This window comes from Pseudomonas sp. ABa2, from assembly GCF_056676075.1.
Genome location: NZ_CM155239.1, coordinates 625,707 through 647,700 on the forward strand (window position 1 = coordinate 625,707; position 21,994 = coordinate 647,700).

18 protein-coding genes, 6 tRNA genes and 3 rRNA genes are annotated in these 21,994 nt (G+C 61.0%); 22 read left to right on the forward strand and 5 right to left on the reverse strand.

The window, feature by feature from the left end; genetic code table 11:
* Positions 1–51 precede the first annotated feature (51 nt).
* Genes AC1G9C_RS02945 through hemJ form a run of 3 tightly spaced genes read right to left on the reverse strand, consistent with a single transcriptional unit; the run spans position 52 to position 2,715 of the window.
* On the reverse strand, positions 52–1,317 hold the full coding sequence (locus tag AC1G9C_RS02945) for an alanine racemase (protein ID WP_480409415.1): 1,266 nt from the start codon (positions 1,315–1,317) through the stop codon (positions 52–54).
* Positions 1,314–2,276, reverse strand: coding sequence for an NAD(P)H-dependent flavin oxidoreductase (locus AC1G9C_RS02950; RefSeq protein ID WP_480409416.1), 963 nt, complete (start codon positions 2,274–2,276; stop codon positions 1,314–1,316). Before AC1G9C_RS02950 ends, AC1G9C_RS02945 begins: the two co-directional genes overlap by 4 nt.
* Positions 2,277–2,286: 10 nt before the next feature.
* Complete coding sequence (hemJ, locus tag AC1G9C_RS02955; RefSeq protein WP_480409417.1) at positions 2,287–2,715, reverse strand: protoporphyrinogen oxidase HemJ; 429 nt, start codon at positions 2,713–2,715, stop codon at positions 2,287–2,289.
* 133 nt (positions 2,716–2,848) lie between these two features.
* Here hemJ and argC point away from each other — a divergent pair, with 133 nt between their 5' ends.
* The 4 genes from argC (at position 2,849) to erpA (ending at position 5,446) form a co-directional block, all read left to right on the forward strand.
* Positions 2,849–3,883: an N-acetyl-gamma-glutamyl-phosphate reductase gene (gene argC / locus AC1G9C_RS02960; RefSeq protein ID WP_480409418.1), complete on the forward strand. Its 1,035-nt coding sequence runs from the start codon at positions 2,849–2,851 to the stop codon at positions 3,881–3,883.
* Positions 3,880–4,602, forward strand: coding sequence for a DUF6776 family protein (locus AC1G9C_RS02965; RefSeq protein WP_021443727.1), 723 nt, complete (start codon positions 3,880–3,882; stop codon positions 4,600–4,602). Before argC ends, AC1G9C_RS02965 begins: the two co-directional genes overlap by 4 nt.
* Positions 4,603–4,611: 9 nt before the next feature.
* Positions 4,612–5,022, forward strand: coding sequence for a bactofilin family protein (locus tag AC1G9C_RS02970; RefSeq protein WP_021443726.1), 411 nt, complete (start codon positions 4,612–4,614; stop codon positions 5,020–5,022).
* A gap of 73 nt (positions 5,023–5,095) precedes the next feature.
* The gene (gene erpA, locus AC1G9C_RS02975; RefSeq protein ID WP_021443725.1) at positions 5,096–5,446 is read left to right on the forward strand and encodes an iron-sulfur cluster insertion protein ErpA; all 351 of its coding nucleotides are present in this window, start codon (positions 5,096–5,098) and stop codon (positions 5,444–5,446) included.
* Positions 5,447–5,539: 93 nt separating this feature from the next.
* On the opposite strand, the gene AC1G9C_RS02980 is transcribed toward erpA, so the two are convergent.
* Together AC1G9C_RS02980 and AC1G9C_RS02985 are read right to left on the reverse strand one after the other, a co-directional pair.
* Positions 5,540–6,631 (reverse strand): anhydro-N-acetylmuramic acid kinase, encoded by a 1,092-nt coding sequence (locus AC1G9C_RS02980; protein WP_480409419.1) that lies wholly within the window; start codon positions 6,629–6,631, stop codon positions 5,540–5,542.
* A 3-nt stretch (positions 6,632–6,634) separates the two neighbouring features.
* Positions 6,635–8,062, reverse strand: coding sequence for a peptidoglycan DD-metalloendopeptidase family protein (locus AC1G9C_RS02985; RefSeq protein ID WP_457788072.1), 1,428 nt, complete (start codon positions 8,060–8,062; stop codon positions 6,635–6,637).
* Between the two features lie 182 nt (positions 8,063–8,244).
* Between AC1G9C_RS02985 and tyrS the strand changes: the two genes are divergently transcribed.
* The 18 genes from tyrS to rplA all read left to right on the forward strand — a co-directional run bounded on the left by tyrS (position 8,245) and on the right by rplA (position 21,893).
* On the forward strand, positions 8,245–9,444 hold the full coding sequence (gene tyrS / locus AC1G9C_RS02990; protein WP_480409420.1) for a tyrosine--tRNA ligase: 1,200 nt from the start codon (positions 8,245–8,247) through the stop codon (positions 9,442–9,444).
* A gap of 558 nt (positions 9,445–10,002) precedes the next feature.
* Positions 10,003–11,539: ribosomal RNA gene (locus tag AC1G9C_RS02995) — 16S ribosomal RNA — on the forward strand.
* A gap of 85 nt (positions 11,540–11,624) precedes the next feature.
* Positions 11,625–11,701, forward strand: a tRNA-Ile gene (locus AC1G9C_RS03000).
* 22 nt (positions 11,702–11,723) lie between these two features.
* Positions 11,724–11,799 (forward strand) — tRNA-Ala (locus AC1G9C_RS03005).
* Between the two features lie 258 nt (positions 11,800–12,057).
* Positions 12,058–14,949, forward strand: a 23S ribosomal RNA gene (locus tag AC1G9C_RS03010).
* 170 nt (positions 14,950–15,119) lie between these two features.
* Positions 15,120–15,235, forward strand: a 5S ribosomal RNA gene (gene rrf, locus AC1G9C_RS03015).
* The 16S, 23S and 5S rRNA genes sit together here with 2 tRNA genes alongside, the layout of an rRNA operon.
* Positions 15,236–15,463: 228 nt before the next feature.
* Positions 15,464–16,429, forward strand: coding sequence for a bifunctional biotin--[acetyl-CoA-carboxylase] ligase/biotin operon repressor BirA (gene birA / locus AC1G9C_RS03020; protein WP_480409421.1), 966 nt, complete (start codon positions 15,464–15,466; stop codon positions 16,427–16,429).
* Positions 16,419–17,168, forward strand: coding sequence for a pantothenate kinase (locus AC1G9C_RS03025; protein ID WP_480409422.1), 750 nt, complete (start codon positions 16,419–16,421; stop codon positions 17,166–17,168). Before birA ends, AC1G9C_RS03025 begins: the two co-directional genes overlap by 11 nt.
* Before the next feature lie 8 nt (positions 17,169–17,176).
* Complete coding sequence (locus AC1G9C_RS03030; RefSeq protein WP_480409423.1) at positions 17,177–17,860, forward strand: SPOR domain-containing protein; 684 nt, start codon at positions 17,177–17,179, stop codon at positions 17,858–17,860.
* A 142-nt stretch (positions 17,861–18,002) separates the two neighbouring features.
* Positions 18,003–18,087: transfer RNA gene (locus tag AC1G9C_RS03035), tRNA-Tyr, on the forward strand.
* 24 nt (positions 18,088–18,111) lie between these two features.
* Positions 18,112–18,185, forward strand: a tRNA-Gly gene (locus tag AC1G9C_RS03040).
* 26 nt (positions 18,186–18,211) lie between these two features.
* Positions 18,212–18,287: transfer RNA gene (locus tag AC1G9C_RS03045), tRNA-Thr, on the forward strand.
* Positions 18,288–18,371: 84 nt separating this feature from the next.
* Positions 18,372–19,565: an elongation factor Tu gene (gene tuf, locus AC1G9C_RS03050; protein WP_397497818.1), complete on the forward strand. Its 1,194-nt coding sequence runs from the start codon at positions 18,372–18,374 to the stop codon at positions 19,563–19,565.
* Positions 19,566–19,618: 53 nt separating this feature from the next.
* A tRNA-Trp gene (locus tag AC1G9C_RS03055) sits at positions 19,619–19,694 on the forward strand.
* 42 nt (positions 19,695–19,736) lie between these two features.
* Positions 19,737–20,105 carry a preprotein translocase subunit SecE gene (gene secE, locus AC1G9C_RS03060; protein WP_021445866.1) on the forward strand — a complete coding sequence of 123 codons (369 nt, stop codon included), beginning with the start codon at positions 19,737–19,739 and terminating at the stop codon, positions 20,103–20,105.
* A gap of 9 nt (positions 20,106–20,114) precedes the next feature.
* A complete protein-coding gene (gene nusG / locus AC1G9C_RS03065; protein WP_004373446.1) occupies positions 20,115–20,648 on the forward strand; it encodes a transcription termination/antitermination protein NusG in 534 nt (177 codons plus the stop codon).
* 118 nt (positions 20,649–20,766) lie between these two features.
* Positions 20,767–21,198 (forward strand): 50S ribosomal protein L11, encoded by a 432-nt coding sequence (rplK, locus tag AC1G9C_RS03070; protein ID WP_021445867.1) that lies wholly within the window; start codon positions 20,767–20,769, stop codon positions 21,196–21,198.
* Positions 21,198–21,893, forward strand: coding sequence for a 50S ribosomal protein L1 (gene rplA, locus AC1G9C_RS03075; protein WP_021445868.1), 696 nt, complete (start codon positions 21,198–21,200; stop codon positions 21,891–21,893). Before rplK ends, rplA begins: the two co-directional genes overlap by 1 nt.
* Positions 21,894–21,994: the final 101 nt, after the last annotated feature.

A 21,994-nucleotide genomic window follows, 5' to 3' on the forward strand; every position in this document is an offset into this window, starting at 1 on the left:
TGCCGACAGGCCAATGCACAAGCGGCCTGCGCCGCAGTTCGCGCCGGTCTTTCAGCCGCCGGGCAGGGCGGCCCAGCGTCCGACCAGGCGGCCGCCGCGCAGCAGCTGCAGTTCGCCGAAGTCGCCGAGCAGGCCCTCGCTGACCGCCGGGCGCAGAAAGACCCAGTCGTCTGCGCTCAGGCCGCTGGCGGCACTGCCGATCAGGCGTTCCTGGTTGGCGCTGCGGCCGTACAGCGAGTCGTAGGCGAGGCCGGGCGGCGATACCGGCGTCGCCGGCCAGCGGCCGCCTTGGAGGTAGTAGGCGCGCTGGCGATTGCGGTTCCAGGCGGCGAGCAGCGGTTGCGCCGCGTGCAGGAAGGGCAGGGCGCCGTCGACCGCCTTGAGCACCGGGCTGGCGATCCACAGTGCCGCTTGGTGCTGCTCCAGCAGCGGCGTATCGAAGTCGCCCGGCTTGAGCAGGGCCGAGCCGAGGGCGACTTCGCCGAGCGGGCTGTCCAGTCGGCTGTGCAGGGCGTAGGTCAGGCTGCCGCCGCCGTTGAGTAGCGGCTGCGCCGGCCACAGCTCGGTAAAGCCTCGCGCCACTGCGAGGAACTCGCGATAGCGCGCGTTGGCCTGGGCGAACGCACGCTCCTGGCTCAGCCAGGGCGGGGCGTGGGCGACCTGGGCGTCGTAGCCCATCAACCCCTGCAGCCGGAGCTGCCCCGGTTGCCGGCGCAGCCGCTGCAGGGCCTGGCCCAACGCCTGGGGATCGGCGAAGCCGCCGCGGGCCAGGCCGATATCGATTTCCAGGGCGATGCGCAGCGGTTGCCCCAGCGCCTTGGCCAGCTCGGCGTACTGGCTCAGGCGCGCCTCGCTGTCGATCAGCCAGGTCAGCTGGCGCGCGGGGTCGAAGCCCAGCTGCTGCGGCAGCTGGCGATAGAAGTTCAGCGCCGCCTGTGCCGGCAGCGGCTTGCCCAGCAGCAGGTCGGCCTGCGGAAAGCTGCGCGCCAGCTGGTTCAGCTGCGGCTGGTGGAACGCCATGAAGCGTTGGGTGCGCAGGCGCTTGGCCAGGTAGTCGAGCAGCCCGGCGCTGGCCAGCGACTTGGCCACCAGACGCAGCGCCAAGCGCTCGGGCAGTTGCTGGGCGAGCAGTTCGGCGTTGGCGTCGAGGCGATCCAGATCGAGCAGCAGCGACGCAATGCCGTTGCCTTCGGCGTGCATGAGGCGGTTGAGGCCGGCGAAATAGGCGTCGTGCACCTGGCCGCGGTCGCGCGGCCGCAGCGCCCAGGCCCCGAGCAGGCCGAGGGCGGCGAGGCCGAGCAGCTGGCGGCGCTTCATCGCGGCCAGCGTTGCCCCAGTTTGCCGGCCTGCTGCAGGGCGGCGCGGTACTCGCCGTCCAGGCGCGCCACCAGTTCGCCGACCGCGGGCAGGTCGTCGATGCCGCCGACGCCCTGGCCGGCCGACCACACGGTCTTCCAGGCCTTGGCCTCGTCGTCCACCGGCTTGAGCTTCTCGCCGTAGTTGATGTCGGCCTTGTTCTGCAGCTGCTTCAGGTCGTAGCCGGCCTGCTCCAGGCTCTGGCGCATGAAGCTGGCCGGCACCCCGGAGACCGCCGGGGTGTGGACGATATCTGCGGCGTGGGCGGCGAGGATCATGCGCTTGTAATCGTCGGAGGCGTTGCTCTCCTGGCTGGCGATAAAGCGCGTGCCCATGTAGCCCAGGTCGGCGCCGAGCAGTTGCGCGGCGAGCAGCTCATGGCCGTGGTTGAGGCAGCCGGACAGCAGCAGGGTCTTGTCGAAGAACTGGCGGATCTCGGCGAGCAGGGCGAAGGGACTCCAGGTGCCGGCATGGCCGCCGGCGCCGGCGGCGACCGCGATCAGGCCGTCCACGCCGGCTTCGGCGGCCTTTTCCGCATGACGGCGGGTGGTCACGTCGTGAAACACCAGGCCGCCGTAGCCGTGCACCGCATCCACCACTTCCTTCACCGCGCCGAGGCTGGTGATGACGATGGGCACGCGGCGCTCGACGCAGATCGCCAGGTCCGCCTGCAACCGCGGGTTGCTGTGATGGACGATCAGGTTGACGGCGTAGGGCGCGGCGTCGGCGCTCAGGCTGGCCTGGATTTCGTCGAGCCAGGCGCGAAAGCCGGCGCTTTCCCGTTGATTGAGCGCGGGAAAGCTGCCGACTATGCCGGCGTTGCAGCAGGCGCCGACCAGCGCCGGGTTGGACACCAGAAACATCGGCGCGGCGATCAGCGGCAGGCGCAGGCGTTGTTCGAGCAGGGCGGGCAGGGACATGACGGATTCCTCAGAAGGGGCGGACGACGACCAGAACGACGATACCCAGCAGCGCCAGCACCGGCGCCTCGTTGAACCAGCGGTAGAACACGTGGCCGCGGGTGTTCTCGCCGCGGGCGAAACGCTTGAGCTGGGCGCCGCACAGGTGCTGATAGACCACCAGCGCGATCACCAGGGTGAGCTTGGCGTGCATCCAGCCCTGGGCGAAGTAGTAGCCGGGGTTGAGGCTCAGCAGCCAGATGCCGAGGCCCAGGGTGGCGACCATCGAGGGCATCATGATGCCGCGATAGAGCTTGCGCTCCATGGTGCAGAAACGCTCGTGGCTGGCGGCGTCCGTGCTCATGGCGTGGTAGACGAACAGCCGCGGCAGATAGAACAGGCCGGCGAACCAGCAGACCATGGCGACGATGTGCAGGGCCTTGAGCCACAGATAGAGCATTGCCGATCCTCGGGCAGAAAATGTCCTCGATAGTAGAGGCAGGCGACGGCCTGCGTCACCTGCGCGGTTGGAGCTTGGCCGATGCGGCTTTATCATCGGCACCTTTCCAATGGCTTTTGCAAAGGGGCATGTGATGATCAAGGTCGGTATCGTCGGCGGCACGGGCTACACCGGTGTCGAACTGCTGCGTCTGCTGGCGCAGCACCCGCAGGCGGAGGTGGCGGTGATCACTTCGCGCTCCGAAGCCGGCCTGCGCGTCGACGAGATGTACCCCAACCTGCGCGGGCACTACCCGGAGCTGGCCTTCAGCGTGCCCGACGTCGCCACCCTGGGCGCCTGCGACGTGGTGTTCTTCGCCACCCCGCACGGCGTCGCCCATGCCCTGGCCGGCGAACTGCTGGTCGCCGGCACGCGGGTGATCGACCTGTCCGCCGACTTCCGCCTGCAGGACGCCGAGGAGTGGGCCAAGTGGTACGGCCAGCCGCACGGTGCCCCGGAGCTGCTGGCCGAGGCGGTGTACGGCCTGCCCGAGGTCAACCGCGAGGCGATCAAGGGCGCGCGCCTGATCGCCGTGCCCGGCTGCTACCCGACCGCCACCCAGCTCGGCCTGATCCCGCTGCTGGAAGCCGGCCTGGCCGACAGCGCCAGCCTGATCGCCGACTGCAAGAGCGGCGTCAGCGGTGCCGGGCGTGGCGCCAGCGTCGGCTCGCTGTTCTGCGAAGCCGGCGAAAGCATGAAGGCCTACTCGGTCAAGGGCCACCGCCACCTGCCGGAGATCCGCCAGGGTCTGCGCCTGGCCGCCGGCGGCGAGGTCGGCCTGACCTTCGTGCCGCACCTGACTCCGATGATCCGCGGCATCCACGCCACCCTCTATGCGCGCGTGGCCGACACCACGGTCGACCTGCAGGCGCTGTTCGAGCAGCGTTACGCCAATGAGCCCTTCGTCGACGTGATGCCGGCCGGCAGCCATCCGGAGACCCGCAGCGTGCGCGGCGGCAACGTTTGCCGCATCGCCGTGCACCGGCCGCAGGGCGGCGAGCTGGTGGTGGTGCTGTCGGTGATCGACAACCTGGTCAAGGGCGCCTCCGGTCAGGCGGTGCAGAACATGAACATCCTCTTCGGTCTCGACGAGCGCCTCGGCCTGTCGCACGCGGCCCTGCTGCCGTGACACCGGGCTGGGAGGTCCGCGTCAGCGACCCGCGCCGCGAACGCCGGCGCCGCGCCCTGCTGCTCCTGTTGCTGCTGAGCGTGCCGCTGGCCTTTGTCCTCGGCCTGTGGTGGGGCGAGCGGCAGACACAGGCCGAGCAGGCCGAGGTCCAGGCCCAGCTCACCCGCCTGGCCGAACAGGAGCAGGAGCTGGAGTTGCTGCGCCAGCGCCTGGCGGTGGTCGACAGCAGCGAGAAGGTCACCCAGCAGGCCATGGAGCAGAACCGCCGTACCATCAAGCTGCTTGAGGAGCAGATCTTCAAGCAGCAACAGGACCTGGCCTTCTACAAGGGCGTGCTGGCGCCTGCCAGTCGTCGCGAAGGCCTGCGCATTCGCGCCTTTGAGCTGCAGGCCACGGACGCCCCGCGGCGTTTCCGCTACAAATTGCTGCTGAGTCGGGTCGGCACGGGCGACGAGCCGCTGCAGGGGCAGCTGCGCGTCACCATCGAGGGGCGACAGGGCGGCAAGGACGTCAGTCTGGAACTGTCGGCGCTGTCCGACGAAGTGGGCGAGGCGGCGATTCCCTTCTCCTTCAAACACTTCCAGTCCTTCCCCGAAGCCGGACGCTTCGCCGAACTGGAGCTGCCGGAAGGCTTCGAGCCGCGTCAGGTCAAGGTTCGCGCCGAGGTCAAGGGCGACAAGCCGCTGGACCGTACATTCGAATGGATTGATGAGGAGTGACATCCGCCAATGTGGAATAAAGACAAGGCCAAGCCCGACTTGCAGCGTTTTAGCGGCAAGACCAGCCTGATCGCCGCCGGTGCCGAACTGGTGGGCGATATGCGTTTTCAGGGGGCGGTACAGGTGGATGGTCGGGTCACCGGCAATCTGCTGGCCAGCGAGGGGCTGGTGCGGGTGAGCGTCGGCGGCCTGGTTGAAGGCGAGGTGCGCGCCCCCCATATAGTGATCGACGGCGAGGTGAGCGGCGATGTGTTCGCCAGTGGCCATCTGGAGCTGGGCGCGCGCTCGCGGGTGCGCGGCAATCTGCATTACAGCCTGATGGAAATGGCCATGGGCGCGCAGATCGAAGGCCGGCTGTGCCATGTGAAGGACGGCGTGCGGCCGTTGGAGCTGCCCGAAACGCTGGACACCGAGCAATAGTTGACCGATTTTCTAGGGCAAGCGGATAATGCACGCCCAACGCAGTATGGCGCATGGCGCCGGGAGTCACAGCATGAGCGTCGAAACCTTCACCCCCGCCCCTTTGCACTTCACCCAGGGTGCGGCCAGCAAGGTGAAGACCCTGGTCGATGAAGAGGGCAATCCGCGTCTGAAACTGCGCGTGTTCGTCACGGGCGGCGGCTGCTCGGGCTTCCAGTACGGCTTTACCTTCGACGAGGACGTGGCCGAGGACGACACCATAGTCGAGCGCGAAGGCGTCAGCCTGGTGGTCGATGCCATGAGCTTCCAGTACCTGGCCGGTTCCGAAGTCGACTATCAGGAAGGTCTGGAAGGTTCGCGCTTCGTGATCAAGAACCCCAACGCCACCACCACCTGCGGCTGCGGTTCGTCGTTCTCGATCTGAGCCTGTCGCTGATAACCAACGCCGCGCCCTGTGCGCGGCGTTTTCGTTGATGGGCTACGCCCACCCTGCGGGCCACTCGGCTGGGCTAGGTTTCTACGCTGGATAGATGGCGCCGAGGATGCGCAATCCTTTCGCGCCGGTAACGCTCGGGCGGTTGCCTGGAATGCCTTCCAGCGCGCAGTGGGCCAGCCAGGCGAAGGCCATGGCTTCGACCCAGTCCGGATCGACGCCCTGAGCGGCGGTGCTGCTCACTTCGGTGTCCGCCAGCAGCTCGCTCAAGCGCTGCATCAGGCAGGCGTTGTGCGCGCCGCCACCGCATACCAGCAGAGCGTCGGTACGGCCCTGCGCGCTGCGCAGGGCGCCGACTATGCTGCGCGCGGTCAGCTCGACCAGGGTCGCCTGCACGTCCTCGGCGGCCAGCGGCGGCAGTGCTTGCAGATGGCCAAGCAGCCAGGCGAGGTTGAACAGCTCGCGGCCGGTGCTCTTGGGACCTTGTGTCGCGAAGAAGGGATCGCTCAGTAGCCGGCTCAGCAACTCGGGATGCACGCTGCCGCTGGCCGCCCAGGCGCCATCGCGGTCATAGGCGAGGCCCTGGCAGTGCTGAATCCAGGCGTCGAGCAGGACGTTGCCCGGGCCGCTGTCGAAGCCCAGCACGTCCTGCCCGGGCGAGAGCAGGCTGAGGTTGCTGAAGCCGCCGACATTGAGCACCGCGATATGCCGTGCGCTATCGCCGAACAGTGCCTGGTGGAAGGCCGGTACCAGGGGGGCGCCCTGGCCGCCGGCGGCAACGTCGCGACGACGGAAGTCGGCGACCACGCCGATAGCGGTCAGCTCGGCGAGCAGGGCGGGGTTGCCGATCTGGATGGTGAAACCGCGTGCCGGCTCATGGCGCACGGTCTGGCCGTGGCTGCCGATGGCGCGAATCTGTTGCGGAGTCAGGTTCTGCTGCTGCAGAAGCTCATTGATGGCGGCGGCGGCCAGTTCGACCCACTGCTGTTCGGCCATCGCCGCGCGTGCCAGCTCGTCGGCGCCCGAGGCGCACAATGCCAGCAGTTCGCTGCGTAGCCGATCCGGCATGGGCCGGTAGAGGGTGGCGAGCAGGCGCGTGTGCTGCTCTTGCTCGATCAGCGCGATGTCCAGTCCGTCCAGGCTGGTGCCGGACATCACGCCGAGATAGAGAGGCATGGCTTAGCGCTGGTTGGCGGCCAGCATGGTGGCCTTTTCCTGGTCCATGCGCGCCATCAGCGGTTTGCTCAGTTGCATGAAGCGTTGCTTCTCGCTGGCGGCGATGGGGTCGGCCATCGGCAGCTTCTGGCTCAGCGGGTCGACGTGCACACCGTTGACCTGGAACTCGTAGTGCAGGTGCGGGCCGGTGGACAGGCCAGTGGTGCCGATATAGCCGATGATCTGCCCCTGCTTGACGGTGCTGCCATTGCGGATGCCCTTGGCGAAGCCCTGCATGTGGGCGTAGAGGGTGCGGTAGCGCTGGCCGTGCTGGATGATCACGGTGTTGCCGTAGCCGCCGTGACGGCCGGCCAGGCTGACGCGACCGTCGCCGGCTGCCTTGATCGGCGTGCCGCGCGGCGCCGCGTAGTCCACGCCCTTGTGCGCGCGAATCTTGTTCAGGATCGGGTGCTTGCGGCCGGTGGAGAAGCGCGAGCTGATTCGGGCGAAGTCCACCGGGGTGCGGATAAACGCCTTGCGCATGCTTTCGCCGTTGGCGTTGTAGTAGCTGGTGGTGCCCTGCTTGCTGGTGTAGCGCACCGCGGTGTAGGTCTTGCCGCGATTGGTGAAGCGCGCCGAGAGGATGTTGCCGGTGCCGACGCGCTTGCCGTTGACCACCTTCTCTTCGTAGATCAGCTCGAACTCGTCGCCCTCGCGGATATCCATGGCGAAGTCGATGTCGTAGCCGAACACGTTGGCCAGCTCCATGGTCAGGCCGTGGGAGAGGCCGGCGCGCTTGGCGGAGAGGAACAGCGAACTGTTGATCACGCCATGGCTGTAGGTGGTGACCACTTCCGGCTTGACCAGATCGCGCTGGAAGTCGAAGCCCTTGTCGCTGCGACTCAGGCGGATGGTTTCCAGGTCGTTCAGCTTGCTTTGCAAGTGCTTCAGCTTGCCGGCTTCGTCCAGTTCGAACGCCAGCACCTGGCCGACCTTGAGGCGGCTGAACCGCTTGGCTTCCTTGCTGCTGTTGAGCGCTTCGTGCAGGTCGTTGGCGCTCAGGCCTACCTTGGCGAACAGGGTCGACAGCGTATCGCCGTTGCTGACGGTGACGTTGTGTTGGCTGGGATCGGTGGGGGGGGAGTCGGCTGTTTCGAGATTCTTATCATCAGCGTCATGTCCGGCGCTGTGTTCGGCGTTCTCCGCACTCTGCTCGATCTTGGCGAAAGGCGAGGCGGCGCCGGTGGCGGGCTGTCCCGCTCGGAGGTCGTCCTTTTCCTGCAGTACCAGTTCGGCATCGTTGCCGAGATCCAGGTCGAGGAAGGTCTTCTGCGCTTCGACTTCGCGCGAAGGAAACACCAGCAGAGCCAGGCTCAGCAGCGCAGCTACACCGCTAGCGGCCAGGATATGGCTCTTCGGGTAGGGCGGGGCTTTGGGAGTATTTTGCGTCATGGCGTGAGGCGTTTTCTTGGAATATGCATTAACTGTATAAAATATAACCAAAATCGGCGTGGGGCAACCCTTGACATGCCGAGCGGAGACGTACGGGCGCTTGCCCGGGGCAAAACTTGTAATTAGTTCGCGATCTTGTATGGTTGGTTCCCTTTCATTTTCGAGTGGTCGCGAGTCCTGTCATGAAGTCGGTCGAAGAGCAGCTGGCGCTGATCAAGCGCGGTGCGGAAGAGGTTCTGGTTGAAGCGGAGCTGGTCGAGAAGCTCAAGCGGGGTCAGCCGCTGCGGATCAAGGCCGGTTTCGATCCGACCGCGCCGGATCTGCACCTCGGCCATACCGTGCTTATTAATAAGCTGCGTCAGTTCCAGGAGCTGGGACATCAGGTGATCTTCCTGATCGGCGACTTCACCGGCATGATCGGCGACCCCAGCGGCAAGAGCGCCACCCGCCCGCCGCTGACCCGCGAGCAGGTGCTGGATAACGCCGAGACCTATAAGCAGCAGGTGTTCAAGATCCTCGATCCGGCCAGGACCGAGGTCGCATTCAACTCCACTTGGATGGATGCGCTGAAGCCGGCCGACTTCATTCGTCTGGCCTCGCAGTACACCGTGGCGCGCATGCTCGAGCGCGACGATTTCGACAAGCGCTACACCAGCAACCAGCCCATTGCCATTCACGAGTTCCTCTATCCGCTGGTGCAGGGCTACGACTCGGTGGCGCTGAAAGCCGACGTCGAGCTTGGCGGCACCGACCAGAAGTTCAACCTGCTGATGGGGCGCGAGCTGCAGCGCGCCTATGGGCAGGAGTCGCAGTGCATCGTCACCATGCCGCTGCTGGAAGGGCTGGACGGCGTGAAGAAGATGTCCAAATCCCTGGGTAACTATGTGGGCATCCAGGAAGCGCCAGGGGTGATGTACAACAAGTTGGTGTCCATGCCGGATGCGCTGATGTGGCGTTACTTCGAGCTGCTCAGCTTCCGCTCTATGGAAGAGATCGAGCAGTTCAAGCGCGACGTCGAGCAGGGCGCCAATCCGCGCGACATCAAGATCAAGCTGGCCGAAGAAATCGTCGCCCGCTTCCATGGTGAAGAGGCGGCGGCCACTGCGCATCGTTCTGCCGGCAACCGCATGAAAGAAGGCGAGCTGCCCGAGGATCTGCCCGAGGTGGAGCTGGCCTCGGCCGAGGATATGCCGATTTCCTCCGTCCTTAATAAGGCAGGGTTGGTGAAGAACGCCGCCGTTGCGCGCGATCTGCTGGGCTCTGGCGGTGTGCGCGTGGATGGCGAAGTGGTCGATCGGGCCTTCCTGTTCAAGGTGGGTGCGGCCCACGTTTGCCAGGCCGGCAAGAAGGCCTTTGCGCGCATCACGCTCAAGGCTGAGTAATAAAACTGCAATTTATGCTTGACGCGCGTTCTCCTGGCGGTAGAATGCGCGCCACTTCAGCGCTGAATCTCTTCTAAAACTTCTTGTTAATCAACGAGTTAAGTTTAAAAGAGGGGTTGCAAAGCTAGGTCTGGTGTGTAGAATGTGCGCTGGTCGACAGGGTGGTGGTTGGGTCCTGTCGGTGCATCGGTCGAGTGGATCGAAGGCGGAAACGAGGTGGTTGACAGCGGTTTTGAACGCTGTAGAATGCGCCTCCCGCTGACGAGAAGATGTTCGGATCGAAGGCGCAAGCGGTTGAGTAGAAAAGAGTTTCTCTGGAAACAAATTCGAAAAACAGCTTGACGGAAAGATGGGGTGCTGTAGAATGCGCGCCTCGGTTGAGACGAAAGACTTGACCAACTGTTCTTTAACAACTGAATCAAGCAATTCGTGTGGGTGCTTGTGGGGTAAGACTGGTAGTCGACTGATTATCAGCATCACAAGTAACACTCGTGAATTCGAGAGTTTTTTGCGATTGCTGAGCCAAGTTTAGGGTTTTCTCAAAACCCAAGCAGTATTGAACTGAAGAGTTTGATCATGGCTCAGATTGAACGCTGGCGGCAGGCCTAACACATGCAAGTCGAGCGGATGAGAGGAGCTTGCTCCTTGATTTAGCGGCGGACGGGTGAGTAATGCCTAGGAATCTGCCTAGTGGTGGGGGATAACGTTCCGAAAGGAACGCTAATACCGCATACGTCCTACGGGAGAAAGCGGGGGATCTTCGGACCTCGCGCCATTAGATGAGCCTAGGTCGGATTAGCTAGTTGGTGAGGTAACGGCTCACCAAGGCGACGATCCGTAACTGGTCTGAGAGGATGATCAGTCACACTGGAACTGAGACACGGTCCAGACTCCTACGGGAGGCAGCAGTGGGGAATATTGGACAATGGGCGAAAGCCTGATCCAGCCATGCCGCGTGTGTGAAGAAGGTCTTCGGATTGTAAAGCACTTTAAGTTGGGAGGAAGGGTATTCACCTAATACGTGAGTATTTTGACGTTACCGACAGAATAAGCACCGGCTAACTTCGTGCCAGCAGCCGCGGTAATACGAAGGGTGCAAGCGTTAATCGGAATTACTGGGCGTAAAGCGCGCGTAGGTGGTTCGTTAAGTTGGATGTGAAAGCCCCGGGCTCAACCTGGGAACTGCATCCAAAACTGGCGAGCTAGAGTACGGTAGAGGGTGGTGGAATTTCCTGTGTAGCGGTGAAATGCGTAGATATAGGAAGGAACACCAGTGGCGAAGGCGACCACCTGGACTGATACTGACACTGAGGTGCGAAAGCGTGGGGAGCAAACAGGATTAGATACCCTGGTAGTCCACGCCGTAAACGATGTCAACTAGCCGTTGGAATCCTTGAGATTTTAGTGGCGCAGCTAACGCATTAAGTTGACCGCCTGGGGAGTACGGCCGCAAGGTTAAAACTCAAATGAATTGACGGGGGCCCGCACAAGCGGTGGAGCATGTGGTTTAATTCGAAGCAACGCGAAGAACCTTACCTGGCCTTGACATGCTGAGAACTTTCCAGAGATGGATTGGTGCCTTCGGGAACTCAGACACAGGTGCTGCATGGCTGTCGTCAGCTCGTGTCGTGAGATGTTGGGTTAAGTCCCGTAACGAGCGCAACCCTTGTCCTTAGTTACCAGCACGTTATGGTGGGCACTCTAAGGAGACTGCCGGTGACAAACCGGAGGAAGGTGGGGATGACGTCAAGTCATCATGGCCCTTACGGCCAGGGCTACACACGTGCTACAATGGTCGGTACAAAGGGTTGCCAAGCCGCGAGGTGGAGCTAATCCCATAAAACCGATCGTAGTCCGGATCGCAGTCTGCAACTCGACTGCGTGAAGTCGGAATCGCTAGTAATCGTGAATCAGAATGTCACGGTGAATACGTTCCCGGGCCTTGTACACACCGCCCGTCACACCATGGGAGTGGGTTGCTCCAGAAGTAGCTAGTCTAACCTTCGGGGGGACGGTTACCACGGAGTGATTCATGACTGGGGTGAAGTCGTAACAAGGTAGCCGTAGGGGAACCTGCGGCTGGATCACCTCCTTAATCGAAGACACCGGCTTTCTCATAAGCTCCCACACGAATTGCTTGATTCATAGTCGAAGACGATGCTGTAACGCGACCCTGTTATAGGTCTGTAGCTCAGTTGGTTAGAGCGCACCCCTGATAAGGGTGAGGTCGGCAGTTCAAATCTGCCCAGACCTACCAATTGCTTGGTGCAGATGATTACGGGGCCATAGCTCAGCTGGGAGAGCGCCTGCTTTGCACGCAGGAGGTCAGCGGTTCGATCCCGCTTGGCTCCACCACTCTCGCGCGTTGCGGTAGCAGAGAAAGAGTTCAGAAATGAGCGCTTCAGGGTAGACCTGGTGAGTGCTGATTTCTGGTCTTTTGACCGGTACGAAAATCGTTCTTTAAAAATTTGGGTATGTGATAGAAGTGACTGATTAATTGCTTTCACTGGCAATTGATCTGGTCAAGGTAAAATTTGTAGTTCTCAAGACGCAAATTTTCGGCGAATGTCGTCTTCACGATTGAGATCGTAACCAGATTGCTTGGGGTTATATGGTCAAGTGAAGAAGCGCATACGGTGGATGCCTTGGCAGTCAGAGGCGATGAAAGACGTGGTAGCCTGCGAAAAGCTTCGGGGAGTCGGCAAACAGACTTTGATCCGGAGATCTCTGAATGGGGGAACCCACCCAGCATAAGCTGGGTATCACACACTGAATACATAGGTGTGTGAGGCGAACCAGGGGAACTGAAACATCTAAGTACCCTGAGGAAAAGAAATCAACCGAGATTCCCTAAGTAGTGGCGAGCGAACGGGGACTAGCCCTTAAGTTGATTTGAGAGTAGCGGAACGCTCTGGAAAGTGCGGCCATAGTGGGTGATAGCCCTGTACGCGAAACTCTCTTGTCAATGAAATCGAGTAGGACGGGGCACGAGAAACCTTGTCTGAATATGGGGGGACCATCCTCCAAGGCTAAATACTACTGACTGACCGATAGTGAACCAGTACCGTGAGGGAAAGGCGAAAAGAACCCCGGAGAGGGGAGTGAAATAGAACCTGAAACCGTATGCGTACAAGCAGTGGGAGCCCACTTTGTTGGGTGACTGCGTACCTTTTGTATAATGGGTCAGCGACTTATATTCAGTGGCGAGCTTAACCGAATAGGGGAGGCGTAGCGAAAGCGAGTCTTAATAGGGCGCTTTAGTCGCTGGGTATAGACCCGAAACCGGGCGATCTATCCATGGGCAGGTTGAAGGTTAGGTAACACTGACTGGAGGACCGAACCGACTACCGTTGAAAAGTTAGCGGATGACCTGTGGATCGGAGTGAAAGGCTAATCAAGCTCGGAGATAGCTGGTTCTCCTCGAAAGCTATTTAGGTAGCGCCTCGTGTATCACTGCTGGGGGTAGAGCACTGTTTCGGCTAGGGGGTCATCCCGACTTACCAAACCGATGCAAACTCCGAATACCGGCAAGTGTCAGCACGGGAGACACACGGCGGGTGCTAACGTCCGTCGTGAAAAGGGAAACAACCCAGACCGTCAGCTAAGGTCCCAAAGTTATGGTTAAGTGGGAAACGATGTGGGAAGGCTTAGACAGCTAGGAGGTTGGCTTAGAAGCAGCCACCCTTTAAAGAAAGCGTAATAGCTCACTAGTCGAGTCGGCCTGCGCGGAAGATGTAACGGGGCTCAAACCATACACCGAAGCTACGGGTTCATCTTAGGATGAGCGGTAGAGGAGCGTTCTGTAAGCCTGTGAAGGTGAGTTGAGAAGCTTGCTGGAGGTATCAGAAGTGCGAATGCTGACATGAGTAACGACAATGCGAGTGAAAAACTCGCACGCCGAAAGACCAAGGTTTCCTGCGCAACGTTAATCGACGCAGGGTTAGTCGGCCCCTAAGGCGAGGCAGAAATGCGTAGTCGATGGGAAACGGGTTAATATTCCCGTACTTCTAGTTACTGCGATGGAGGGACGGAGAAGGCTAGGCCAGCACGGCGTTGGTTGTCCGTGTTTAAGGTGGTAGGCTGGTTTCTTAGGTAAATCCGGGAGATCAAGGCCGAGAGCTGATGACGAGCGTTCTTTTAGAATGCGAAGTGGTTGATGCCATGCTTCCAGGAAAAGCTTCTAAGCTTCAGGTAACTAGGAACCGTACCCCAAACCGACACAGGTGGTTAGGTAGAGAATACCAAGGCGCTTGAGAGAACTCGGGTGAAGGAACTAGGCAAAATGGCACCGTAACTTCGGGAGAAGGTGCGCCGGTGAGGGTGAAGCATTTACTGCGTAAGCCCATGCCGGTCGAAGATACCAGGCCGCTGCGACTGTTTATTAAAAACACAGCACTCTGCAAACACGAAAGTGGACGTATAGGGTGTGACGCCTGCCCGGTGCCGGAAGGTTAATTGATGGGGTTAGCGCAAGCGAAGCTCTTGATCGAAGCCCCGGTAAACGGCGGCCGTAACTATAACGGTCCTAAGGTAGCGAAATTCCTTGTCGGGTAAGTTCCGACCTGCACGAATGGCGTAACGATGGCGGCGCTGTCTCCACCCGAGACTCAGTGAAATTGAAATCGCTGTGAAGATGCAGTGTATCCGCGGCTAGACGGAAAGACCCCGTGAACCTTTACTATAGCTTTGCACTGGACTTTGAGCTTGCTTGTGTAGGATAGGTGGGAGGCTTTGAAGTGGGGACGCCAGTTCTCATGGAGCCATCCTTGAAATACCACCCTGGCAACCTTGAGGTTCTAACTCTGGTCCGTTATCCGGATCGAGGACAGTGTATGGTGGGTAGTTTGACTGGGGCGGTCTCCTCCCAAAGAGTAACGGAGGAGTACGAAGGTGCGCTCAGACCGGTCGGAAATCGGTCGTAGAGTATAAAGGCAAAAGCGCGCTTGACTGCGAGACAGACACGTCGAGCAGGTACGAAAGTAGGTCTTAGTGATCCGGTGGTTCTGTATGGAAGGGCCATCGCTCAACGGATAAAAGGTACTCCGGGGATAACAGGCTGATACCGCCCAAGAGTTCATATCGACGGCGGTGTTTGGCACCTCGATGTCGGCTCATCACATCCTGGGGCTGAAGCCGGTCCCAAGGGTATGGCTGTTCGCCATTTAAAGTGGTACGCGAGCTGGGTTTAGAACGTCGTGAGACAGTTCGGTCCCTATCTGCCGTGGACGTTTGAGATTTGAGAGGGGCTGACCTTAGTACGAGAGGACCGGGTTGGACGAACCTCTGGTGTTCCGGTTGTCACGCCAGTGGCATTGCCGGGTAGCTATGTTCGGAAAAGATAACCGCTGAAAGCATCTAAGCGGGAAACTTGCCTCAAGATGAGATCTCACTGGAGCCTTGAGCTCCCTGAAGGGCCGTCGAAGACTACGACGTTGATAGGTGGGGTGTGTAAGCGCTGTGAGGCGTTGAGCTAACCCATACTAATTGCCCGTGAGGCTTGACCATATAACACCCAAACAATCTGCAAGGGCATGAGCCTGCGACAGAGGGTGTCGATGGTGAAGTCGACTGAATGCCGAAGATTTGCACGAGAGCTACAGGCCCAAGGGCCAAGCCAAACGACTGTCACATACCCAATTCGCTGTAACGGCTAACCCCGCGACAGCAACAAATTGCTTGACGACCATAGAGCGTTGGAACCACCTGATCCCATCCCGAACTCAGCAGTGAAACGACGCATCGCCGATGGTAGTGTGGGGCTTCCCCATGTGAGAGTAGGTCATCGTCAAGCTCCTATACGAAACCCCAGATCGCCAACGCGGTCTGGGGTTTCTTCTTTGTGCCGGGAAAACCTGGAACAGCGCTGGCGCAGCTAACGGCCCGGTGCGTGCGGGGCATCCTAAGGCTATTGGGCTTTGCAGCGGGGTGCGCTGTTCGCGCGCTCCCGCAGTCTTCTGCTTTCTATGCAAGCCGTGGGCTCGTCGTTATCATGCCAGCCTTGTTCGTGGCGGGGCCTGGCATGCTGGCATTGTTGAAACTTCTACAGGATGGGCGCTTTCATTCTGGCGAGGCCTTGGGGGCAGCGCTGGGTGTCAGTCGCAGCGCCATCTGGAAACAGTTGCAGAGCCTGGAGTCCGAGCTTGGGATCGAGGTATTCAAGGTTCCTGGGCGTGGCTATCGCTTGGCTGCGCCGATGACCTTGTTGGATGCCGCTCTGATCGAGCGCCAGGTCGCGACCTTGGCGTGGCCGGTATCCGTGCTGGCCAGTCTCGACTCGACCAATGCCGAGGTAATGCGCCGACTCGAGGGGGGGCAAAGCGCGCCTTTTGTCGTGCTCGCCGAGCGGCAAACGGCCGGGCGTGGGCGGCGCGGGCGTGCCTGGGCGAGTCCCTTTGCGGAAAACCTCTACTGCAGCCTGGCATTGCGCGTCGACGGCGGGATGGGCCAGGTCGAGGCGTTGAGCCTGACCGTGGGGCTGGCGGTGGCTCGTACCCTGCAGGTTTGTGGCCTGAATGCCGCCGGGCTCAAGTGGCCGAACGATGTCCTGGTGGATGGGCGCAAGATTGCCGGCATCTTGCTGGAGCTTTCCGGCGACCCGGCGGATGTCTGCCATGTGGTGATCGGTATTGGTATCAATGCGAACATGGCGCTCGACTCGTCGGCGGCCATCGATCAGCCCTGGACCTCCATGCGTCAGTGTCTCGGTGGCATGATCGATCGCAATCTGCTGGCAGGCGAGCTGCTACGCCAACTGGCCGAGCATCTGTCTCGCCACTGGCGACAGGGTTTTGCCGGCTTGCGCGAGGAGTGGGAGGCGCTGCATCTGTGGCGCGGGCGTTCGGTTGCATTGCTTGCGGGTGATCATGCAACCCTTGGCGTGGTGCTCGGAGTGGACGAGCGCGGTGCCATCCGCTTGAGTGTGGAGGGCGTCGAGCGTTCTTTCAGTGGCGGAGAGTTGAGCCTGAGGTTGCAGCATGATTCTTGAGCTCGACTGCGGTAACAGCTTCATCAAGTGGCGTGTGATCACGGCGCAGGGGGGCGAGCGGGTCTGCTCGGGAGTGGTCGACTCCGATGCCGGGTTGTTTGCCGAATTGGCGGAGTTTCCGGGGTTGAGCATTCGCTACTGTCGCCTGGTCAGCGTGCGCAGTGATGCGGAGACCACTCGGTTGGTGGAGGAGTTGCGTGCGGCCTTCGTCGTCGAGGTTTGCTGCGCTCAGCCGGCCCAAGAAGCCGGGGGGGTGCGCAACGGCTACGACGATTACCAGCGCCTTGGCCTGGATCGCTGGCTGGCGGTGCTGGGGGCCTACCACCTGGGCCAGCGCGCCTGCCTGGTGGTGGACCTCGGTACGGCGGTCACCGCCGATCTGGTGGCGGCCGATGGCGCGCATCTCGGTGGTTTTATCTGCCCTGGCCTGCCCTTGATGCGTGATCAGCTGAGCACGCATACCCGGCGCATTCGCTACGACCGGCAGTCGGCATTGGCGGCGTTGCAGGAGCTGGAGCCCGGGCGCTCCACGGCGGAGGCGGTAGAGCGCGGTTGCGTGCTGATGCTGAGGGGCTTTGTCGCGGTGCAGCTAGAGCAGGCGCGGTTGTGCTTTCCGGAAGGTTTCGAGGTTTTCCTGACTGGCGGGGATGCTGACCTGGTGCGCGATGTCGTGCCGGGCGCGCAAGTCGTGGCCGATCTGGTCTTTGTCGGGCTGGCCATCGCCTGTCCGCTGAATTGAGGCAAGGCATGCGTTGGATCTTACTGTTGCTCGTTCTGCTCAATGTCTTCTATTACGTCTGGCACCAGCAGCAGGCGCCACTGCGCGCCAAGGAAGTCGCGCCGACGAGCAGTTACCAGGGCGCGCGCAAGGATATCCGCCTGCTGAGCGAGACCACTGCGCCGCGCGCGCGTGTCAGTGAGCCGGCGGAAGAGGAGTCGCCGGCCTCGGCGGCGGTCTGTCTGTTTCTCGGTAGCTTCGAGGAAGAGACGCGGGCGAAGGTGGTGGAGCAGCGCTTGCTCAGCCTGGATATTCAGGCCCAGGTGCGTAGCGTCGATGCGGCAGCCGGGGTTGAATACTGGGTTTATCTGCCGCCGCTGGCTTCGCGACAGGCGTCGTTGCGGCAGCTGCGCGAGCTGCAGGCACGGCGTATCGATAGCTACATCATTACCCAAGGCGATCTGGCCAACGGCATCTCCCTGGGTATTTTCCCGCGCAGCGACTCGGCCGATAGCGTCATGCAGCGCCTGCGCGAAGTGGGTTACGAGCCGCAAATGCGCGAGTTGTCGCGCGCGCACCGCAGTTTCTGGGTGCGTGTCGCGCCGGAAAGCAGACGCCTGGCTGATGAGTTTTTGCTCGGGCGATTGGCCGGCGATTTCGCCGGTTTGCAGCATCAACTAATGCCCTGCGAAGGCGTTGCATTGCTCCAGTAGTTTGCATAGAATGGCGCCCGCTTCGCAGGGTGGTCAAAGTTGGTTCCCGACGAAGATGTTGTCAAAGTAGCTAACCTCACGATTTTAAATGAGAAAATGCTTGACAGCAGGGTGGCAGATCTAGAAAATGCCGCCTCACTTTGGAGGGGTTCCCGAGCGGCCAAAGGGATCAGACTGTAAATCTGACGTCATCGACTTCGAAGGTTCGAATCCTTCCCCCTCCACCAGATTCAGCGTGAGCTGCAAGCTCCGCGGGTATAGTTCAGTGGTAGAACCTCAGCCTTCCAAGCTGATGATGCGGGTTCGATTCCCGCTACCCGCTCCAGTTTGTGGTTGGCGCAATAGAGTTTGGCTCATGTAGCTCAGCTGGTAGAGCACACCCTTGGTAAGGGTGAGGTCAGCGGTTCAAATCCGCTCATGAGCTCCATCTAATGAAGGCAGATATGAAAGTATCTGCCTTTGTTTTAATGGCGGCATGGCTTGCTCAATTCTTCGCTAGGAGACGGTCAAGATGGCTAAAGAGAAATTTGAACGTAACAAACCGCACGTCAACGTCGGCACCATCGGTCACGTTGACCACGGTAAAACCACTCTGACCGCTGCTCTGACCCGTGTGTGCTCCGAGGTTTTCGGTTCCGCTCGCGTTGATTTCGACAAGATCGACAGCGCTCCGGAAGAAAAGGCTCGTGGTATCACCATCAACACTGCGCACGTCGAGTACGACTCCAACATTCGTCACTACGCGCACGTTGACTGCCCGGGCCACGCCGACTACGTGAAGAACATGATCACCGGTGCTGCCCAGATGGACGGCGCGATCCTGGTCTGCTCGGCTGCCGACGGCCCCATGCCGCAAACCCGCGAGCACATCCTGCTGTCCCGTCAGGTTGGCGTACCCTACATCGTCGTGTTCCTGAACAAGGCCGACATGGTCGACGACGCCGAGCTGCTGGAGCTGGTGGAAATGGAAGTGCGCGACCTGCTCAGCACTTACGATTTCCCGGGCGACGACACCCCGATCATCATCGGTTCCGCGCTGATGGCGCTGAACGGTCAGGACGACAACGAGCTGGGCACCACTGCCGTCAAGAAGCTGGTTGAGACTCTGGATACCTACATCCCCGAGCCGGTGCGTGCCATCGACCGTCCGTTCCTGATGCCGATCGAGGACGTGTTCTCGATCTCCGGCCGCGGCACCGTGGTAACCGGTCGTGTCGAGCGCGGTATCGTCAAGATCCAGGAAGAAATCGAAATCGTCGGTCTGCGTCCGACCACCAAGACCACCTGCACCGGCGTGGAAATGTTCCGCAAGCTGCTGGACGAAGGTCGTGCTGGCGAGAACTGCGGCGTGCTGCTGCGCGGCACCAAGCGTGATGAAGTCGAGCGTGGTCAGGTTCTGGCCAAGCCGGGCACCATCAAGCCGCACACCAAGTTCGAAGCTGAAGTGTACGTGCTGTCCAAGGAAGAAGGTGGTCGTCACACCCCGTTCTTCAAGGGCTACCGTCCGCAGTTCTACTTCCGTACCACCGACGTGACCGGTTCGTGCGAACTGCCGGAAGGCGTTGAGATGGTAATGCCGGGCGACAACATCAAGATGGTTGTTACCCTGATCAAGCCGATCGCAATGGAAGACGGCCTGCGCTTCGCGATCCGCGAAGGCGGTCGTACCGTCGGCGCCGGTGTGGTTGCCAAGATCGTCGAGTAATCGGTTGATCTGTCCCTCTCAGGCCGGCATAATGGTCGGCCTGATTTTGCTTTAGGTCAGTAGCTCAATTGGCAGAGCGGCGGTCTCCAAAACCGCAGGTTGGGGGTTCGATTCCCTCCTGACCTGCCATTTTCTAACGAATCTGGCGTGTCTTTCACAGGATCCTCTCGAATGAATGTTAAGGCTGAAGCCAAAGACTCTCGCTTTGATCTGGTCAAGTGGCTGATTGTCGCTGCCCTGGTTGTAGTGGGTGTGGTCGGTAATCAGTACTTTTCTGCGGAGCCGATCCTGTATCGCGTTCTCGGTCTGCTGGTGCTGGCGGTCGTGGCGGGTGTGGTTGCCCTGCAGACTGCTCGTGGTCAGGCCTTCGCGGTGCTGTTGAAAGAGGCGCGCGTCGAGATTCGCAAGGTTGTTTGGCCGACCCGCCAGGAAACCACGCAGACCACCCTGATTGTCGTGGCTGTAGTGTTGGTAATGGCGCTGCTGTTGTGGGGGCTCGATTCCCTGCTCGGTTGGCTTGTTTCCCTGATTGTTGGTTAAGGGTGTCCCGTGGCTAAGCGTTGGTACGTTGTGCATGCTTACTCGGGTTACGAGAAGCATGTCATGCGCTCGCTGATCGAGCGCGTCAAGCTGGCTGGCATGGAAGACGACTTCGGCGAGATTCTCGTGCCCACTGAAGAAGTGGTCGAGATGCGCAACGGTCAGAAGCGCAAGAGCGAGCGAAAGTTCTTCCCCGGCTATGTCCTGGTGCAGATGGAGATGAACGAGGCGACTTGGCACTTGATCAAGGATACGCCGCGCGTCATGGGTTTCATTGGTGGTACTGCCGACAAGCCGGCGCCGATCACCGAGAAAGAAGCCGAAGCCATTCTGCGTCGTGTTGCCGATAGTGGCGACAAGCCCAAGCCGAAGACTCTGTTCGAGCCGGGCGAGATGGTGCGGGTGGTCGATGGTCCGTTCGCCGATTTCGGCGGCGTGGTCGAAGAAGTGAATTACGAAAAGAGCCGTATCCAGGTTGCGGTGACCATCTTCGGTCGCTCCACCCCGGTCGAGCTGGAGTTCAGTCAGGTCGAGAAGGCATAACTGACATAAGCATCCCTCACCCCGCAGCCTTAGGCTGCGGGGTTTTGTCGTCACTGGGATAAATGCGTAAGTAACCCGGGGAGCCGTCAGGCGTTCGAACCCGAAATTGGAGTAGCTAATGGCTAAGAAAATTCAGGCTTATATCAAGCTGCAGGTTAAAGCCGCTCAGGCAAACCCGTCGCCGCCCGTGGGTCCGGCTCTGGGTCAGCACGGCGTGAACATCATGGAATTCTGCAAGGCGTTCAACGCCAAGACTCAGGGCATGGAACCTGGTCTGCCGACTCCTGTGATCATCACCGTTTACAGCGACCGCAGCTTCACCTTTGAAACCAAGAGCACCCCGGCGTCGGTGCTGCTGAAGAAGGCCGCCGGCCTGACCAGCGGTTCCGCTCGTCCGAACACCGTCAAAGTAGGCACCGTTACCCGTGCTCAGCTGGAAGAGATCGCCAAGACCAAGCAGGCCGATCTGACTGCCGCTGACCTGGATGCGGCCGTGCGCACCATCGCCGGCTCCGCTCGTAGCATGGGCCTGAACGTGGAGGGTGTGTAATGGCTAAGTTGACCAAGCGCCAAAAGGCCATCGCGGCCAAGGTTGAAGCCGGCAAGGCCTACACCTTCGAAGAAGCGGCCGGCCTGCTGGCCGAGCTGTCTGCCGTCAAGTTCACCGAGTCCTTCGACGTCGCCGTGAACCTGGGTGTAGACCCGCGTAAATCCGACCAGGTCGTACGTGGCGCCACCGTACTGCCGAACGGCACTGGCAAGACCGTACGCGTTGCCGTGTTCACCCAGGGTCCGGGCGCTGAAGCTGCCCTGGCTGCCGGTGCCGACAAGGTCGGTATGGACGATCTGGCTGCCGAAATGAAGGCCGGCGATCTGAACTACGACGTGGTCATCGCTTCCCCGGACGCCATGCGCGTCGTTGGCCAGCTGGGCCAGGTACTGGGTCCGCGCGGCCTGATGCCGAACCCGAAAGTCGGCACCGTGACTCCGGACGTCGCCACCGCCGTGAAGAACGCCAAGGCTGGTCAGGTACGTTTCCGTACCGACAAGAACGGCATCATCCACACCTCCGTTGGCAAGGTCGGCTTCGAGGCCGCCGCGCTGAAGCAGAACGTGGAAGCCCTGCTGGCTGACCTGAAGCGTCTGAAGCCGTCCACTTCCAAAGGTATCTACGTCAAGCGCGTGACCCTGAGCACCACCATGGGTCCCGGTCTGATCATCGATCAGGCTTCGCTCGACGCGTAAGTGATTGGGCCGGCGGCGTGCGCGTCGCCGGCCTTGAAAAATTGGGGTCCCTGCCTGGCGGGGGCTATCCAAGACCGTAGGTGGCGCAAGCCTTAAACCCG

Bases quoted from the DNA above. Each gene is read 5' to 3' on its own strand.
- AC1G9C_RS02945 (WP_480409415.1), bottom strand. From the start codon at position 1,317: ATGAAGCGCCGCCAGCTGCTCGGCCTCGCCGCCCTCGGCCTGCTCGGG.
- AC1G9C_RS02950 (WP_480409416.1), bottom strand. From the start codon at position 2,276: ATGTCCCTGCCCGCCCTGCTCGAACAACGCCTGCGCCTGCCGCTGATC.
- hemJ (WP_480409417.1), bottom strand. From the start codon at position 2,715: ATGCTCTATCTGTGGCTCAAGGCCCTGCACATCGTCGCCATGGTCTGC.
- argC (WP_480409418.1), top strand. From the start codon at position 2,849: ATGATCAAGGTCGGTATCGTCGGCGGCACGGGCTACACCGGTGTCGAA.
- AC1G9C_RS02970 (WP_021443726.1), top strand. From the start codon at position 4,612: ATGTGGAATAAAGACAAGGCCAAGCCCGACTTGCAGCGTTTTAGCGGC.
- erpA (WP_021443725.1), top strand. From the start codon at position 5,096: ATGAGCGTCGAAACCTTCACCCCCGCCCCTTTGCACTTCACCCAGGGT.
- AC1G9C_RS02980 (WP_480409419.1), bottom strand. From the start codon at position 6,631: ATGCCTCTCTATCTCGGCGTGATGTCCGGCACCAGCCTGGACGGACTG.
- AC1G9C_RS02985 (WP_457788072.1), bottom strand. From the start codon at position 8,062: ATGACGCAAAATACTCCCAAAGCCCCGCCCTACCCGAAGAGCCATATC.
- tyrS (WP_480409420.1), top strand. From the start codon at position 8,245: ATGAAGTCGGTCGAAGAGCAGCTGGCGCTGATCAAGCGCGGTGCGGAA.
- birA (WP_480409421.1), top strand. From the start codon at position 15,464: ATGCTGGCATTGTTGAAACTTCTACAGGATGGGCGCTTTCATTCTGGC.
- AC1G9C_RS03025 (WP_480409422.1), top strand. From the start codon at position 16,419: ATGATTCTTGAGCTCGACTGCGGTAACAGCTTCATCAAGTGGCGTGTG.
- AC1G9C_RS03030 (WP_480409423.1), top strand. From the start codon at position 17,177: ATGCGTTGGATCTTACTGTTGCTCGTTCTGCTCAATGTCTTCTATTAC.
- tuf (WP_397497818.1), top strand. From the start codon at position 18,372: ATGGCTAAAGAGAAATTTGAACGTAACAAACCGCACGTCAACGTCGGC.
- secE (WP_021445866.1), top strand. From the start codon at position 19,737: ATGAATGTTAAGGCTGAAGCCAAAGACTCTCGCTTTGATCTGGTCAAG.
- rplK (WP_021445867.1), top strand. From the start codon at position 20,767: ATGGCTAAGAAAATTCAGGCTTATATCAAGCTGCAGGTTAAAGCCGCT.
- rplA (WP_021445868.1), top strand. From the start codon at position 21,198: ATGGCTAAGTTGACCAAGCGCCAAAAGGCCATCGCGGCCAAGGTTGAA.